This window comes from Thermostichus vulcanus str. 'Rupite', assembly GCF_022848905.1.
Lineage (GTDB): Bacteria > Cyanobacteriota > Cyanobacteriia > Thermostichales > Thermostichaceae > Thermostichus > Thermostichus vulcanus_A.
The window spans coordinates 1-15,428 of the sequence record NZ_JAFIRA010000035.1; the positions used below are offsets into that span (position 1 = coordinate 1).

Sequence of the window (15,428 nt, forward strand, 5' to 3'; positions counted from 1 at the left end):
TGAGTGTGGTGGTGACCCGTTTCATGGGGACTATTGTATGTACTATTTCTGTTGCTGAATAAATTCAGCCTGTGCGCTTATATCCCCCGGTTAGAAACCGGGGGCTTTACGCTGCTTTTCGTAAAGGTTGGGTCGGCTCCTGTGGGATCCCTTTCTTTCTCCTAGAGTGGAATATTGGCATTCATCAAGTTCAGCCATGAAAGGTTTGCGTCCCGCCCTTGGCATCCCTATTGGCATCGGCTTTTCCTGGGGAGGAATTCCCAAAACCCTCAAGGGGATTCTGTTGATTTTAATCTCCGTCAGTTGCTTTGCCACGATGGATGCCACGATCCGTCGCCTGTCGGGGGAGCTGCACCCGTTTGAGATCGCCTTTTTTCGCAATTTTTTCGGGTCATTGGCTCTGCTACCGCTGTTGGTGCGAGAGGGCTTGGGATCCCTGCGTACGGAGCGGTTGGGGCTGTTTGCGTTGCGGGGTGTGCTGAATACCATCGCCATGCTGATGTTTTTCTGGGCTTTAAGTCGGATCCCTTTGGCGGAGGTGACAGCCCTTAGCTTTACGATTCCCCTGTTTGCGTCGCTGTTTGCCATCTGGCTGTTGCGGGAACAGGTTTACCTACAGCGCTGGGTGGCTCTGGGGTTGGGTTTCGTCGGCATGATCGTATTGTTGCGACCGGGGTTTCAAGCAGTGACCGTAGGGGCAATAGCAGCGGTGGCGGCTTCTATTTTGTTGGCTTGGGTAACGATACTGATTAAGATTCTCTCCCGCACGGAGTCCAGCATCACGATTACCGCTTATATGGGCTTGTTTCAGGCCCCTTTGTCGCTGTTGGCGGCGGTGTGGTTTTGGCAATGGCCGGGCGGGGAAGATTGGATGCCGTTGTTGGCGATTGGCTGCTTGGGCACGCTGGGTCAGGTGATGATGATCCATGCTTTTGCCTATGCAGATGTCTCGACGCTGTTGCCCTTTCAGTTTTCGGCCTTGATTTGGGCGACGCTGTACGGGTTTTTCTGGTTTGGGGAATGGCCGGATCTCTGGACTTGGGTGGGGGGTGCCATTATTTTTGGGAGTTCCCTGACGTTGGCCTATCGGGAATCTCGGCTGAAGGTGAGCAGTACCCTCAGTCAGTGAGGATCCCCGCAGAACTACGGTTGTTCATCACTCTGTTCGGAAGATAGCTTAGCTGTGTGAATAGATTTGAAATTAATCTGAAATTAATCGGCCAAGAATATGAGAAAACCAAAAATAGTGGCGCTGCTACTTGCCATTATTTGCCTATATGCTTGCGGATCTTCATCTTGGGTAACCCACAGCAGCCCAGGGATGAGGGGTGTTAAGGTGTCGGTTGCTGTACCCCTTTCTGTGCAAGAGGCTCGCCGCTCAAGTTTTCGGGATCCGCGCTCGTCTTCTGTGGTCAATCAGCTGGATCAATTCATGACTGTTACTCTTAGGTGTGATCCTGTCTTTACTGGCACAGGTGTTAATCCGCCAGAGGTGGATTCAGTCACGGTACAGTTTTCTGTTTCTTCTCCAAGTGCTCCGCTTATCTCTTTTACTGCGACTGCTCGGGGTTTTGAAGCAGATGAAACTTACTTGAGTGATCAAGATTTGGTTATCAATGATGGAGTATCCCCAGGAGAAGATCCCATTCCTGATATTGTGATTCTTTTTCCAGGATCCTTTCCTCCCAGTGTGACAAGAGTTTGCTTAGATTTGTCCGGTGTCAGGTTGCGGCCGTTCCCTTTTGGTGGCCCTAGACCTTTCCCATTTTCGGTACAAGATCTCTGCACACCGCAAAATCTTGACTTGAACTTAGCCTGTAATACTTAGTCAAAGTTTGTTCTTTTTTGAGCGGAGCTTTGTGGTTCATCGGATTCGATCCATTGGTTAGACTAAAAAACTTCTTGTGAAAGGGGAGCTGCCCCAACTCCAGCCTTTGTCCTTACCCATCTGCCTCACAAATCAGGGATCCTAATGAGAAGTACCTGTGAGGTTGGGGGTGCAAGAGCTGTCTTGGTTGGTGTTGGGCCTGAGCTATGTCGGGTTGGGTCTAGGATCCCTGCCCAGGTTGCGCATGAACCGAGCCACGATTGCCCTGGTGGGATCCGCCCTGTTGATCGGTTTGGGAACTTTGTCATTGCGGCAGGCTTGGGAAGCCATTGACCCGACCACGATTGTGTTTTTGCTGAGCATGATGGTGGTGAATGCCAGCTTGTCCTACGGGGGCGCATTTCAGGTGGCTTTGGTGGGGTTGATTCGGGCCAGCCGTAGCCCTTTTGGCCTGTTGATCATGCTGGTGTTTGGCAGCGGGTTGCTCTCGGCTTTTCTGCTCAACGATACCCTGGCGTTGGTGTTCACCCCCCTGACCTTACAGGTGACGACGGTGCTGGGGTTAAACTCGATCCCCTACCTATTGGCATTGGCAGCGGCTACGAACCTGGGCTCGGTCGCTACCCTGAGCGGTAACCCCCAGAATATTTTGGTCGGCTCCTTTTCAGGGATTGGCTACCTGGAGTTTGCCGGCAGGATGACCCCGATTGCGGTGGTGGGGCTGCTGGTGGAGGTGGGGTTACTGTGGCTCTACTATCCGCAGGTACGTTCGTTGAAACCCTTTGCAGAGGTGCCTTGGATCCCGCTGCGGCTCTATCCCCCCCTCTTGCGTAAGAGCGTGGTGATCACGGGAGGACTGTTTGTGGCGTTTGTGGCCGGGATCCCGTTGGCGGAATCGGCCTTGGTGGCGGCGGCCCTGTTGTTGATCACCCGCAGACTCAAACCAGAGCGATTTTTGGGGCAGGTGGACTGGAATTTGCTGGTGATGTTTTCGGGGTTGTTTATCCTGACGCGAGCAACACGGGAATTGGTAGCCGGTAGCCCCTGGGGGGCGAGCTTGTGGCCTTTGGCAGAAGGTCTGGCGGGATCCCCCCTCAGTTTGCTCGGCGGTGTGGCGTTGTTGTCCAATACCATTTCCAATGTGCCGGCAGTGTTGTTGTTGCAGCCGTTGATCCCACAGCAGGATGCCACCGCATGGTTGCTGCTGGCTGCGGGATCCACTTTGGCGGGCAATCTCACCCTGTTTGGCGCAGTGGCCAATTTGATCACAGTCGAGGCAGCAGCCAAAAAAGGCTACACCCTCACGTTTGGAGAGCATCTCCGTTTTGGCTTGCCCTTGACGATGCTCACTCTTGGGTTCACCTGGCTGTGGTTGCGTTAACCTGGCTCTTTGGATGGGGCCAATCCTGGTACTGTCAATCGTAAGGGGCAACCCCTATCCCGTCAAGGTAAGGGCGATAGCAATGGCAATAGCAATGGCAATATAGAAAGGTTGCCCCAACTCAGGGGTACCCATTCTCACCCAATCTACCGAAGGAGAGATCCAAGATGTCTGCCAAGGATGAGGGTTCCTCAAAACGGTTTCTGCGTGGGCGTAAGATCGACCCCCAGCCAATTTATGCCGGGATCCCTCTTACCGACCTAATCGATCAAACCTTTCTCTCCTACAACTCCGGGCGCTTGCGAGAAGCCTGTCAGCTCTTGGTGGAGCGGATGTTGCAGCCGGGAGTAACGGTGGGGCTAAGCCTAACTGGGGCACTCACGCCGGCAGGATTGGGCATTGCAGCTGTGATCCCTCTGATGCAGGCGGGCTTTGTCGACTGGATCGTCTCTACTGGGGCCAATCTCTATCACGATACCCACTTTGGCATTGGCCTGGATTTGCACCGCGGTCGCCCCGACATCAGTGACGTGGTGCTGCGGGAAGAGGGGGTGGTGCGCATCTACGATATTTTCTTCGACTATGATGTGCTGCTTTCTACGGATGCCTTCTTTCGCCAAGTCATGCAGGCACCGGAGTTCGACCGCCGCATGGGATCCGCTGAATTTCATCACCTCTGTGGCAAGTACATCGCCGCTCGGGAAGAAGCCTTGGGCTTGAAGGATCGCTCCCTGCTGGCAGCAGCCTATCGGTATGGGGTACCCGTCTACACCTCCAGCCCTGGGGATAGCTCCATTGGTATGAATGTGGCGGCTTTGGCGTTGCAAGGGCGCGGGCCGGTGATCGATGTGTCTTTGGATGTGAATGAGACGGCGGCGATTGTACTGGAGGCAAAGCGCAGCGGAGGGGCCAGTGCCGTCTGGATCTTGGGTGGGGGATCCCCGAAGAACTTCATGCTGCAAACGGAGCCGCAAATTCAGGAGGTGCTGGGCATTGAAGAAAAGGGACACGACTTTTTCCTGCAAGTGACCGATGCACGACCGGATACGGGCGGTCTGTCTGGGGCAACCCCTTCTGAGGCAGTGTCTTGGGGCAAAGTCGATCCGGATAAGTTACCGGACACGATTGTGGTCTATAGCGATTCCACCATTGCCATGCCGCTACTGACCGCCTATGTCCTTTCCAAACGGGATCCCCGCCCTTTGAAGCGCTTGTATGAGCGGCGAGCCGAGTTGGTGGAGCAGTTGCGGCAAGCCCACCTAGAAGCTCAGGCAGAGAAAGAAACCGTGGGTGCAGTTTAATTCTCTTCTCCTTCTCAGACAATTCTCATCCGTTCTTCAGACAGAGATCCCTTTTCCCCTGATAGTCTGGATATTCATTCCAGTCTCCAGCAGTCTCAATGGGTTCTGGGTATGAGCCATCTGGTTCTTCGTCATCTCAGCAAATGCTTCCACAGACAGGGGATCCCAGCCCTAAAGGATTTGTCTTTGACGGTGGCAGCAGGGGAGATCTTCGCTTTGCTTGGGCCGTCTGGCTGCGGCAAATCCACGACCCTCAACCTAATTGCCGGGTTGTTGGAGCCGGATCCGGTTCCTTATCCTGGCGAGATTTGGCTGGATGGCATCCTGCTGAACCCCTTGCCGCCTGAACGGCGTGGCGTCACGTTGCTCTCTCAGTACAGTCGTCTATTTCCCCACATGAGTGTCGGAGAGAATGTTGCCTTTGGCCTAAAAATGCGCCGTATCCCCAAAGCAGAACGGGAAGCTCAGGCGTTACGCATGTTGGAACGGGTACAACTGGCCGGATTTGCCCACCGTCGTCCGGCCCAACTCTCAGGGGGACAGGCTCAACGGGTAGCCCTAGCCAGAGCCTTGGTGATCCAACCCAAACTGCTGCTTTTGGATGAGCCGCTTTCGGCGTTGGATGCCAACCTGCGCCAGGAGATGCAGAATCTCATTTTGGATTTGCAAGCAGAATCCGGTGTGACGACGGTGTTGGTGACCCACGACCAAGCCGAAGCCACTGCTATGGCCCAACGCATTGGGCTGATGTTTGAGGGACAACTGCACCAAGTGGGATCCCCGGCGGAGTTTTATCAGCAACCGGCCTCGGAACGCATTGCCCGCTTTTTTGGTGGGGTGAATTTCTTCGATGCCCAAGCGGATCACCATGAGCTATGGGTAGGGGAAGGGATCCGTCTTTTTTATGGGGCTGTGCCCCAACAGGGGAAGGTGCGGCTGACCATCCGGCCGGAACAGATCCAGGTGTTTTCTCATCCGCCCACTTTTCCCCACAATGTCTGCAGAGCTGAAGTGATCTCAGAACGCTTTACAGGTACTCAGCGGCGACTGACTGTGCAAACAGCCTTGGGATTACTTCAGGCATGGGTGGCTCCACATCAGGGGTTTGGGGTAGGGCAAGTGGTGTGGATCCATTTGCCCCCGGAGGCCTTGTGGTGTGTGGAGGGATCCCGATCTGTGCCAATACTTCCTCTGGCGGTGTAGGCAAGCGGAACCCAAATCAACCAAAATCAAAGGGACTCCGGCAATGGCAGCCTTGTAAGCCACAAAATGACCCTCTGGGTTGTGCAGAGCATGATAAAAGGCCCAGCTATTGGTTCTACAGCCCTTTAATGCTCCGCATCCCTAAAGTGAACGCAGGTTATCTAAGTAGCTGGAAACCGATGGCCATTGGCATACTCATTGATCAATTGCCCTGACTTTAAGGGGTGAAATTCTCTAGCTGGGAGGGAAAGCTCCTTTTTGCACCTCGACAACAAAAGCTTGCACCGCTTCCAAAATGGTTTGCCGCAAGTTGGTATAGGCTTTGGCAAAGGGTGGGATCCGCTCGCTCAGCCCCAGCAGATCGTGGGTAACCAGGATTTGTCCATCACAATCTGGCCCAGCGCCAATTCCCAAGGTGGGGATCCCGACCTGTTCTGAAATTTGGGCAGCCAATTCCGCGGGCATGTGTTCCAAAACCAGGGCAAATGCTCCCGCTTGTTCTAGGTTCAGGGCTTCCTGGCGCAATCGCTCTGCTTCTGGAGAGGTTTTCCCCTGCTGACGATAGCCCCCCAGTTGATGTTTGGCCTGTGGGGTGAGTCCAATATGCCCCAAGACCGGGATGCCCCGCTGCACCAAAAAGGCCACCGTTTCCACCATATCGGGGTAGCCCCCCTCCAGCTTGACTCCATTCACCCCCGCCTCTTTCATCAACCGGCCTGCGGAGAGGAGGGCCTGTTCTTTTTGAACTTGGTAGGTCATGAAGGGCAAATCTGCCACCAAAAAAGCTCTCTCTACCCCACGGCGTACCGCCTGGGCATGGTGCAGCATCGCTTCCAGGGTGAGGGGTAAGGTGCTGGTATAGCCCAAACTGGTCATGGCTAGACTATCACCCACCAGGATCAAGTCGATCCCTGCCTTATCCAAAATCTGAGCAGTAGCATAGTCGGCAGCCGTGAGGGCAACCAGAGGTTGGCCATCCTGTTTAGCCTGGCGGAAGTGGTGAATGGAAAGGGCAGCCATACTTCCCATGATCTCATCAACTGGAACCCATAGGGGGGATTGTGACCAGACGGGAGACTCCCTTTAGCCTTAAAATCGGTTAGGCTGAGTTTGCCCTGGAAGGGTGGCAGAGTGGTTGATTGTGGCGCTCTCGAAAAGCGTTGTGGCTGCAAGGTCACCGTGGGTTCGAATCCCACCCCTTCCGTTTCTCATCAGTCCGAAAGTCCGAACGAAAAATCACGCCCTACTGAAAATATCTAGGACAGAGGGAGGAGCTTGGCCCCTTTTGATCTGCAACAAAGCCATTAATCAAAGTGCTCCCTTCTTTTGAAGACAGCGGCAAGAATGGGACACTATTGTATCATCGGGATCCGGTCACTGTGGGGCAGGAATTAACGATTCATAATCCATCTGTGATGAGACAGTCAAGAACACTCTTTATCCATCAAAACTCTGAGGCGGTTGAGTGACCCTAATTTTACAAGTCTTTGTCATTATTGATTTTCTTTTTCAGGATTTTGGATATAGTATTCTGAAATAGTCTTTGTGAAATTGTGGATTATTGGTCTCATGTTCATGGGCACTCAGTTGTCAGGCTCTAGGTGTCAAAGGGTAAGCAGCTTGGGGAAAGTAGAGTATGAAAATCACAATTGATATCGACAAGCTCTTGGCGGAAGGTCGTATTGACCAAGACGAATACAACCGTCTTAAATCTTTCGCAACTGAGGACACTGGCTCTCTGGCCTTTAATATTTTGATTAGTTTTGGTGTAATTGCAGCAACATTGGGAGCTATGGCTCTGTTGCCATCTACCGGGACAGCAATCACCCTTGGTTTGATATTGTCAGTCACGGGTGTTTTCTTTCAAACCAAATATACCAAAAATTGGGGTATATTGGGCACCATTTTATTGCTTGTTGGCACATTAATGGTGAGTGGCGGTATTTTAGCCATTACCCAGGGTAGTGTTGTCGGCTTTTTGCTGGTGATGATATTTTGTGCGGTGGGGGGAATTTTGACAAAACGAACCCTACTAATTATCATCGCGACTCTGGCGCTTTCGGCAACGGTAGGGGCGATGGCAATGTACGGCTATGCCAGCTATTTTCTCGTGATTCGCCAACCCTTGATTACGGTGATCCTGTTTAGTGCCTTGGGTTGGGGCGCTTATTTTTTCTCCTTCAGACTGCCCGCAGACTATTCCCACCTGGCGATCGCTGTTTCTCGGACTTCCTTATTTTTGGTCAACTTTGGCTTTTGGGTTGGATCCCTGTGGGGTGACTCTCTCTGGCTTCGAAACGAGAGCTGGAGCCTTGATGGTCCTAGTCTTATCCCCGATTGGTTTTTTGCTTGGGCTTGGGCTATTGCTTTGCTGGGAACAACGATTTGGGCAGCACGTCAAAACCGCCGCTGGGCAGTCAATGCCTTGTCTGTCTTTGGGGCGATCCATTTTTATACCCAGTATTTTGAAAACCTAGGAGCATCTCCTGCAACTCTGCTCGTTGCTGGTATTATCGCTTTGGGTATTGCAGTGGCCCTTGCCCGTTACAATCGCACCCCTTATACCCAGGCTCTCAGAAACTAGAACAGAAACTGGAAACTAAAGAAGGGGAGCTTGAGGCAGTGGTTTCGGGAAACTTTTTGGCGTCTGCCTGAAATCTACCGCTTAGTGGTTAGTCCTACCCATCCCTACTGTGAAGGCAAAAGCGCGGCAGTTCTAGGTTCTAAGTAATTTGACTTGATAATGGCTCAGCTGGCGACTGGTCCCATAGGTGCTAGAGGATACCAGAGCAAAACTTCCTTCAGGCAAGCGGCAAAGGTTGGGATAATAAAGTAGCGTTTTCTTCCCCAGAACCATGATGCCAAACACGCCCTCTACCTGCCTCGATCTCAGCCAAAAGCGAATTTTGCTCACCGGGGGTAGCGGCTTTTTGGGCAAACATGTGATGGAACAGTTGCAAGTGCTGGGGGTGAAGCCAGAACAGGTGCGGATCCCTCGCTCCCAAACCCATGACCTGCGCCGCTTAGAGGTGTGTCAGGAGGTGGTACGGGGACAAGACCTGGTGATCCATTTGGCAGCTCATGTGGGTGGGATTGGACTCAACCAAGCCAAGCCTGCCGAGCTGTTCTACGACAATTTGATCATGGGATCCCAGTTGATCCATGCTGCCTATCAGGCGGGGGTGGAGAAATTCGTGTGTGTCGGCACGATCTGCGCCTATCCCAAGTTCACATCCGTTCCCTTCAAAGAAGAAGACCTGTGGAACGGTTACCCAGAAGAGACCAATGCTCCCTATGGAATCGCCAAAAAAGCCCTGCTGGTGCAGTTACAGGCTTATCGGCAGCAATACGGTTTCAACGGCATTTACCTGTTGCCGGTTAATCTCTACGGCCCTATGGATAACTTTGACCCTGCCAGTTCCCACGTTATTCCGGCGTTGATTCGCAAAGTACATGAGGCGCAGGTGCAGGGGCGAGACTATGTCGAGGTGTGGGGAGATGGCAGCCCCACCCGCGAGTTTTTCTATGCCGAAGATGCCGCTCGTGGGATTGTCATGGCCAGTCAGCTCTACAACGGGGCGGATCCCCTGAATTTGGGTACTGGCGAGGAGATTTCCATTCGGGATCTGATTACCCTCATCTGTGAGTTGATGGGTTTTCAGGGGGAGATTCGCTGGCAACCCGATAAACCCAACGGTCAACCCCGCCGCTGTTTGGATGTGTCTAAGGCGCGCGAGGCGATGGGGTTTGTGGCCAAGGTCAGTCTGCGGGAGGGTCTGCAGCGCACCATCGATTGGTACCGCCGACACTCAGGGTGTTGAAGCCCTTGGGTCACTCAGGTCATGGAATTGAATGGCTCTCTAAGCGGCCATCTTCTAGGTGCAACACCCGGTCTGCTATATCGAGAATGCGGTTATCGTGAGTCACCATTAAAATTGCACAACCTTGTTCCCGGGCCAGCCTCTCCATGAGAGTCACCACTTCTCGACCGGATTTGCTATCCAGAGCTGCTGTGGGTTCATCGGCCAAGACCAATTTGGGGTGACTAACCAAAGCCCGGGCAATCGCCACCCGTTGTTTTTGCCCACCCGAGAGCTTTTCTGGGTAGTAGTGAGTGCGATCTGCCAAGCCCACTGCCGCTAGCATCTCCTCCGCCCGTTGCCGGATCTGCTGGGGAGAGAGGCCGTTGTGTAGTTCCAGCGACATCTGCACATTTTGTACGGCCGTTAGGCATTTGAGCAGGTTATGGGCTTGAAAGATGTACCCAATCTGTTTGCGCACTTGAACTAAGGTAGCCTGCTTCGCTCCCCGCAGCTCTTGCCCCATCACCCGCAGGCTGCCCTCTTGCACAGAACGCAAAGCCCCCACCAACGTCAGCAGAGTGCTTTTGCCGGATCCCGATGGGCCGGTCATCAGGACAATTTCCCCAGAGTGGAGGGTGAGATTGATGTCAAACAGGATTTGCTTGCGCAGGGATCCCTCCCCGAAATAGTGGTTCAACCCCTCCACCTGCAAAACAGGTTCGGTGGCGGAAATTAGGGTGGGGGTAGAGGGTTGAGTGAGCAAAGATGTGAGCATAGTTAAACAGGGATCCCTCTCGATAACACAACAAAAAACAACCCGGAGAATCTGTCAAAAAATATCTGCTGGATCCGCCGCTCGCAATCGCCGCACTGCAATGGCCCCCGAAATAAAACACATCGTCACCGCCAAACCTAGCACCAACGCAGCACGATTCAGGCTCATGGCAACCGGTAGCAACGTGGCATTGGCCGTCAAATCGTAGAGCAAAATCGACAGGGCAAACGCTGGAATGTACCCTAAGCCCGCCAAGAAGAGGGCCTCTTGAAACACCACCCCCAGCAGATAGCCATCGGTGTAGCCCATCGCCTTGAGGGTGGCATATTCCGCCAGATGATCCGACACATCGGTATAGAGGATCTGATAAACGATGACAATACCGACGATGAACCCCATACCCACACCGAGGCCGAAAATGAAGCCAATCGCCGTGCCTTCCTCCCAGTAGGTTTTCTCCATGTCGATAAACTCAGTCCGCGAGAGCACCCGCACATCCTCCGGCAGCAGAGCCCGCATCTGTTGCAAAATTGGCTCCGGATCCACCCCTGGTTGCAACTGCACCACGCCAATATCCACCAAGCCCCGTGCTCGACTGGGAAAAAGACGTAAGAAATTCAGGTCGCTGGTGAGGATGGTGCCATCGGCTCCAAAGGTTGCCCCCATCTGAAACAAGCCGCCCACAGTGACCCGCCGATTGCCCACTTCGGTAATGACCTCTCGCCCGGCCTCAAACCACTCTGCAATCGGGCCAAATTCTGTCCGAGAGCTGCGATCAAACAGCACGACATCGGCTTTTTTAATCTCCTCCAGCTTGGCGGGGGTTAGTTGCGGCAAATCCAGTAAATCCGCGGAGGGATCCACTCCCACCACAAAGATGCTGCGAGTACGACGGGTTTCCGGGTTTTTCCAAAGGGCAAAACTGACATAGACCGGTGAGACAGACTGGACCCCCTCAAAGCCAAGCGCTTGATAGAGCCGCCGCTGCGAAAAGGTGTTCATAGCAATCAGGGCATTGGATTGGGGACTGACCAAGAAAATGTCGCCCCGCAAGGCCACATGAAAGCGAATAGCACTTTCTAGCAAGCTATCCCGAAAACCCAGCTGCATGAACATCAAAATGCAGGCAAAGGCAATTCCAGCCAAAGCAACTAGAAGGCGGATCTTTTCCCGCGTCAGTTGTAGCCAAGCCAGAGGGATTTTGGGGCGAATGAAAGCAAGACTTAAAAGGGAGTACATCTATTGTGTTTACCCCTCCACGTCAATTGCTACATCCACCTGCAGGTTGGTCAGCCCTGCCACCCGCTCGCTACTTTGCGGGTCGAGACGAATGTGCACCTCCACCACACGAGCATCCACATCAGCAGCCGGATCGGTATTTAAGACATCCTTTTTGCGGATTTGCAGCCCAACGCGCTCCACCTGACCCCGCAGTTCTTCCGTTAAGGCGCGGTTGCGAATGGTGGCCTGTTGCCCCGATTGAATGCGCAAAATGTCGGTTTCGTAGACTTCTGCCACCACCATCATCTGGTCAGTATTACCCAGGTCGAGGATGCCATCATTGCCAATTGCCTCTCCAGGGCGGGTATGGATTCTCAGCACTTGGCCATCTCGGGGGGAACGGATCAGGGTGCGTTCTAGGCGGGCCTCGGCCAACTCCAGGTTACGGGCCAGGGATCCCAGTTGCACTTGGGCTTGGGCCAAGTTGAGTTGGGCTTCGGCGGCTTGGACGTGGGCCTGAGCATTAAGCAGATCTTGGGTGCGAGCCGTTTGCAGTTGAGTCAGGGTGGCCTGAGCTGAGCGCAGTTCCTCCTGTCGTTGTCGTAGGACTAGAGAGCGCTGGTCTAGCTCCTGCTGGGAGACCGCTCCCTCCTGCCAAAGGGCTTGGAAGCGGGCCAGGTTGGCCTCTGCATCCGCCAGTTCAGCCTGAATCCGTTCCACAACAGCCTCTTGGGCGCGAATCTGCATCAGTTGGGGTTGATCCAGCTGGCTGACTCGGGTGCGAGCCTCTTGGATTTGGGCCTGACTAAAACGGGTCTCCGCCTCCAGTCGGGTACGGGCCTCCTGCAATTGGGCTGCTGCGTACTCTCGTTCGGCTGCCCGCTCCGCATAACTCTCCAGACGGGCCACCACCTGTCCTGCAACCACCTTATCCCCTTCCGCCACCAACAGCTCCCCCACCCGCTCTCCAGGAGGGCCAGCAATGCGCAAGACCTCCCCTTCTGGCTCGATCCGACCCAAGGCACCGATGCGGGGGGGTAAGGGGGGTTCTACAGCCGCCTCGGCACGCTCTGCTGATGGAGCTGATGTGGATTGTGGGGTACCCTGTTGACCCAGGCCCAACCCTGCCAACGTTGCTGACCCGAGAATCCCAGCCACCACCATTGAGCAAAGCACCTGTAGTTTCATCGGAATCCCGTTGATGTTCTGCGAGCAGAGTATTCATTAAACAAATGTAAAATTTGTTGAGTCAGGATGTCCAGTTGTATCCTTTGCGTTCTGGCTTCACCGTATTTTCGCTTCCTTAATTGCGCCCAGCTACTTTAGTATTTCGGAATGGAAGGATCATAGGCTTCTGCCCAGGCGAGGATTCCTCCCTTGAGGTTTTTCCCTTGGATCCCAGCGGCTTGCAAAATCCCTAAGGCTTTGGCGGAGCGCATCCCACTCTTACAGTGGACAATCAACTCCGAGCCGTTTACCAGTTGTCGCACTTGTTCTACTCCATCGCCATTTTCAATTTGGGGTAACGGAATTAACTGGGCACCTGGAATACGGCCAATCTCCCATTCATTAGGGTTACGCACATCGATCAACACAAAATCCTTTTGAGCATCGATGCGAGCCTTGAGCTCAGCAACCGTAATCTCGACTATTTCCGATTGGTTGGCCTGTTCTGCTGCCTGGGCCTGCGGGATCCCGCAGAATTGCTCGTAATCGATCAGTTCTGTGATCGGGGGAGTGGCCGGATTTTTGCGCAGCTTCAGCTCCCGGAAGCTCATTTTCAGAGCATCGTAGAGCAGCAAACGTCCGCTCAGGGTATTGCCAACACCAAGGAGGATCTTCACCGTTTCCGTGGCTTGGATCACACCAATAATGCCGGGGAGGATCCCTAAGACGCCCCCCTCAGCGCAGGAGGGCACCAATCCCGGTGGAGGTGGCTCAGGGTAGAGATCGCGGTAATTAGGGCCATCTTCGTAGTTAAAGACGGTGGCCTGTCCCTCAAAGCGGAAGATTGAGCCATAAACATTGGGTTTGCCCGTCAAGACACAGGCATCATTGACCAAATAACGGGTGGGGAAGTTATCGGTACCATCCACAATCACATCGTAGTCAGCAAAGAGCTCCAAGGCATTGTGAGACTTGAGGGCGGTTTCGTGTACATCCACCTGGCAATAGGGATTGATCTCCAGGATGCGGTTCTTAGCCGATTCCACCTTTGGCTTGCCCACCCAGGAAGTGCCATGGATCACCTGCCGCTGCAGGTTGGACACATCCACCACATCAAAATCCACGAGGCCAATCCGCCCAACTCCAGCCGCCGCTAGGTAGAGCAACAATGGGGATCCCAATCCACCGGTGCCAATGCAGAGAACTTTGCCCGCCTTGAGCCTCTTCTGTCCTTCCAAACCCACCTCTGGCAGAATCAAATGCCGAGAGAAGCGCTCCATTTCCTCGCGGGAAAGGCTAACTTGGCTGGTGTCTAGGTTCAACATGCTCAAAACCCTCCGGCGATAGCAGGAACAATGCTAATGGTGGCTTTTTCTCCAACGGGAGTGTTGTCTCCTTCGGCCAAATCCCGCACATCTTCGTCATTCAAATAAACATTGACGAAATTGCGTAGCTTGCCATCTTCGGTGTAAAGGTGGCGCTTGAGATCGGCATAGCGAGCAATGAGATTGCTCATCACTTCACCAACGTTGCTGCCGTCGATCTCGACAGCTTCCTGATTGTCGGTATAAGGCCGCAAGGGGGAGGGGATGAGAATTTTGGTTGCCATAGGTAGGTAAGGATCTCAATTCATCTTCAGAGGCCAAGATTCAGAAAATACAGCTCTTGCGCGGGTTCTTTACTACAGTACTTGTGTTCTTGTCAAGATTGTAGAACAGTACTCTAGCCTGCCCTGGAGGCAAAGGGCTGTAGTTCCTGAATTCGAAAGGGAGCTATCCAGCAAAAGCCGGGATCGAGGGGAGCTGAACTTGCTCTAACACTTGCATCGGCTCCCGTTGCGGTTGATCCTGTTCATCCAGGATCCAACTGACCACCTCTTCTGCCTTACCATTTTGAACACTGACGATCACACAGGAAAACCCCCAGGGAAAAGCATGTTGCCGATCAAATTCGGAGGGGACAGCTGGATGGTTGGGGTGGGAGTGGTAGGTACCGAGGATCCCTAGGCCCTTGCGCACCGCATGGTCGTTGGCCCGCTTAAAATCCGCCGGATCAATTAAAAAGCGGCGGTTGCTAGATTCCCCATCGGCCAAGGGATTTTCCGCCTGATCCCAGGTGTTGGTCACTGACCACAGCTCATGAATGAGCTTGTCGCCCGCTTGGATCTCGCCGATCAAAATCCCACAGCCCTCGTAGGGAAAGGCTTGCTCGCCGTGCTGGCGAATGGTGCGAATGTGTTCTGCCAGGAGATGAAGGACCATCAATCTCGCCTTTGCCGATGGAATTACCGTTCTTTCATTCTGACACAAATTGGTCTGGGATCCGCCATTCTCCATCACTTGGCCGGATGACCCATTACAGGTTCTCCCCCGATTTGAGGGGGTCAATCGGGTTCTTTTGGGATCCTTGAGAGGTAATGGATGCAGCCCTGGCAGGGCCCCTGAGGGTTGACTGCACAGCGCAACCAAACGGATTGGGCACTAAATGTACAGGAGGGATCCCCTAGGGGTGGGCCAAATTCCCCCGCTCGTTGTCGTCTGAGCAGCACCACCTGCCGGCGCCAGTCTTGTAAAAAACGACTGTAGGCTCGTTCCCGCCACCGACGCTTGGCAGCATTTTCTAGAACGCGGGTGGTGAGGTTATCCAACATGGGAGGAGCACCCACAGCGTAAGGACAACTCAGCTAAACTTTCGCAGTTGCGCTGAATCCGCGGATCTTCAGGATGGCACACTCTATCGTGAAGATTCC

The 15,428-nt window shown here is 53.7% G+C and carries 15 protein-coding genes and 1 tRNA gene; 8 read left to right on the forward strand and 8 right to left on the reverse strand.

Going from position 1 to position 15,428, the window contains the following annotated elements; all coding sequences use genetic code 11:
* Nucleotides 1-196 precede the first annotated feature (196 nt).
* The 5 genes from JX360_RS12430 (at nucleotide 197) to JX360_RS12450 (ending at nucleotide 5,713) form a co-directional block, all read left to right on the forward strand.
* Nucleotides 197-1,129 (forward strand): DMT family transporter, encoded by a 933-nt coding sequence (locus tag JX360_RS12430; RefSeq protein WP_244351426.1) that lies wholly within the window; start codon nucleotides 197-199, stop codon nucleotides 1,127-1,129.
* A gap of 303 nt (nucleotides 1,130-1,432) precedes the next feature.
* Nucleotides 1,433-1,828, forward strand: a complete 396-nt coding sequence (locus JX360_RS12435) for a hypothetical protein (RefSeq protein ID WP_244351429.1) — start codon at nucleotides 1,433-1,435, stop codon at nucleotides 1,826-1,828.
* A 169-nt stretch (nucleotides 1,829-1,997) separates the two neighbouring features.
* Nucleotides 1,998-3,209, forward strand: a complete 1,212-nt coding sequence (locus JX360_RS12440; protein ID WP_244351431.1) for an anion transporter — start codon at nucleotides 1,998-2,000, stop codon at nucleotides 3,207-3,209.
* A gap of 167 nt (nucleotides 3,210-3,376) precedes the next feature.
* On the forward strand, nucleotides 3,377-4,510 hold the full coding sequence (locus tag JX360_RS12445; RefSeq protein ID WP_244351433.1) for a homospermidine biosynthesis protein: 1,134 nt from the start codon (nucleotides 3,377-3,379) through the stop codon (nucleotides 4,508-4,510).
* 111 nt (nucleotides 4,511-4,621) lie between these two features.
* On the forward strand, nucleotides 4,622-5,713 hold the full coding sequence (locus JX360_RS12450; RefSeq protein ID WP_244351435.1) for an ABC transporter ATP-binding protein: 1,092 nt from the start codon (nucleotides 4,622-4,624) through the stop codon (nucleotides 5,711-5,713).
* 234 nt (nucleotides 5,714-5,947) lie between these two features.
* On the opposite strand, the gene panB is transcribed toward JX360_RS12450, so the two are convergent.
* Nucleotides 5,948-6,733, reverse strand: a complete 786-nt coding sequence (panB, locus tag JX360_RS12455) for a 3-methyl-2-oxobutanoate hydroxymethyltransferase (protein WP_244351436.1) — start codon at nucleotides 6,731-6,733, stop codon at nucleotides 5,948-5,950.
* A gap of 97 nt (nucleotides 6,734-6,830) precedes the next feature.
* Between panB and JX360_RS12460 the strand changes: the two genes are divergently transcribed.
* The 3 genes from JX360_RS12460 to JX360_RS12470 all read left to right on the forward strand — a co-directional run bounded on the left by JX360_RS12460 (nucleotide 6,831) and on the right by JX360_RS12470 (nucleotide 9,534).
* A tRNA-Ser gene (locus JX360_RS12460) sits at nucleotides 6,831-6,917 on the forward strand.
* A 432-nt stretch (nucleotides 6,918-7,349) separates the two neighbouring features.
* Nucleotides 7,350-8,297: a DUF2157 domain-containing protein gene (locus JX360_RS12465; RefSeq protein WP_244351437.1), complete on the forward strand. Its 948-nt coding sequence runs from the start codon at nucleotides 7,350-7,352 to the stop codon at nucleotides 8,295-8,297.
* A gap of 271 nt (nucleotides 8,298-8,568) precedes the next feature.
* On the forward strand, nucleotides 8,569-9,534 hold the full coding sequence (locus JX360_RS12470; protein WP_244351438.1) for a GDP-L-fucose synthase family protein: 966 nt from the start codon (nucleotides 8,569-8,571) through the stop codon (nucleotides 9,532-9,534).
* Nucleotides 9,535-9,553: 19 nt separating this feature from the next.
* On the opposite strand, the gene JX360_RS12475 is transcribed toward JX360_RS12470, so the two are convergent.
* The 7 genes from JX360_RS12475 to JX360_RS12505 form a co-directional block, all read right to left on the reverse strand.
* A complete protein-coding gene (locus JX360_RS12475; RefSeq protein WP_244351439.1) occupies nucleotides 9,554-10,291 on the reverse strand; it encodes a DevA family ABC transporter ATP-binding protein in 738 nt (245 codons plus the stop codon).
* 54 nt (nucleotides 10,292-10,345) lie between these two features.
* On the reverse strand, nucleotides 10,346-11,530 hold the full coding sequence (devC, locus tag JX360_RS12480; RefSeq protein ID WP_244351440.1) for an ABC transporter permease DevC: 1,185 nt from the start codon (nucleotides 11,528-11,530) through the stop codon (nucleotides 10,346-10,348).
* 9 nt (nucleotides 11,531-11,539) lie between these two features.
* Entirely contained in the window at nucleotides 11,540-12,700 is a 1,161-nt protein-coding gene (locus tag JX360_RS12485; protein ID WP_244351444.1) for an ABC exporter membrane fusion protein, read from the reverse strand.
* A gap of 134 nt (nucleotides 12,701-12,834) precedes the next feature.
* A complete protein-coding gene (moeB, locus tag JX360_RS12490) occupies nucleotides 12,835-14,004 on the reverse strand; it encodes a molybdopterin-synthase adenylyltransferase MoeB (protein WP_244351445.1) in 1,170 nt (389 codons plus the stop codon).
* Between the two features lie 2 nt (nucleotides 14,005-14,006).
* Nucleotides 14,007-14,288: a MoaD/ThiS family protein gene (locus JX360_RS12495; RefSeq protein WP_244351447.1), complete on the reverse strand. Its 282-nt coding sequence runs from the start codon at nucleotides 14,286-14,288 to the stop codon at nucleotides 14,007-14,009.
* Between the two features lie 163 nt (nucleotides 14,289-14,451).
* The gene (locus JX360_RS12500) at nucleotides 14,452-14,940 is read right to left on the reverse strand and encodes a M67 family metallopeptidase (protein WP_244351449.1); all 489 of its coding nucleotides are present in this window, start codon (nucleotides 14,938-14,940) and stop codon (nucleotides 14,452-14,454) included.
* A 122-nt stretch (nucleotides 14,941-15,062) separates the two neighbouring features.
* Nucleotides 15,063-15,329 (reverse strand): DUF6464 family protein, encoded by a 267-nt coding sequence (locus JX360_RS12505; protein ID WP_244351451.1) that lies wholly within the window; start codon nucleotides 15,327-15,329, stop codon nucleotides 15,063-15,065.
* Nucleotides 15,330-15,428: the final 99 nt, after the last annotated feature.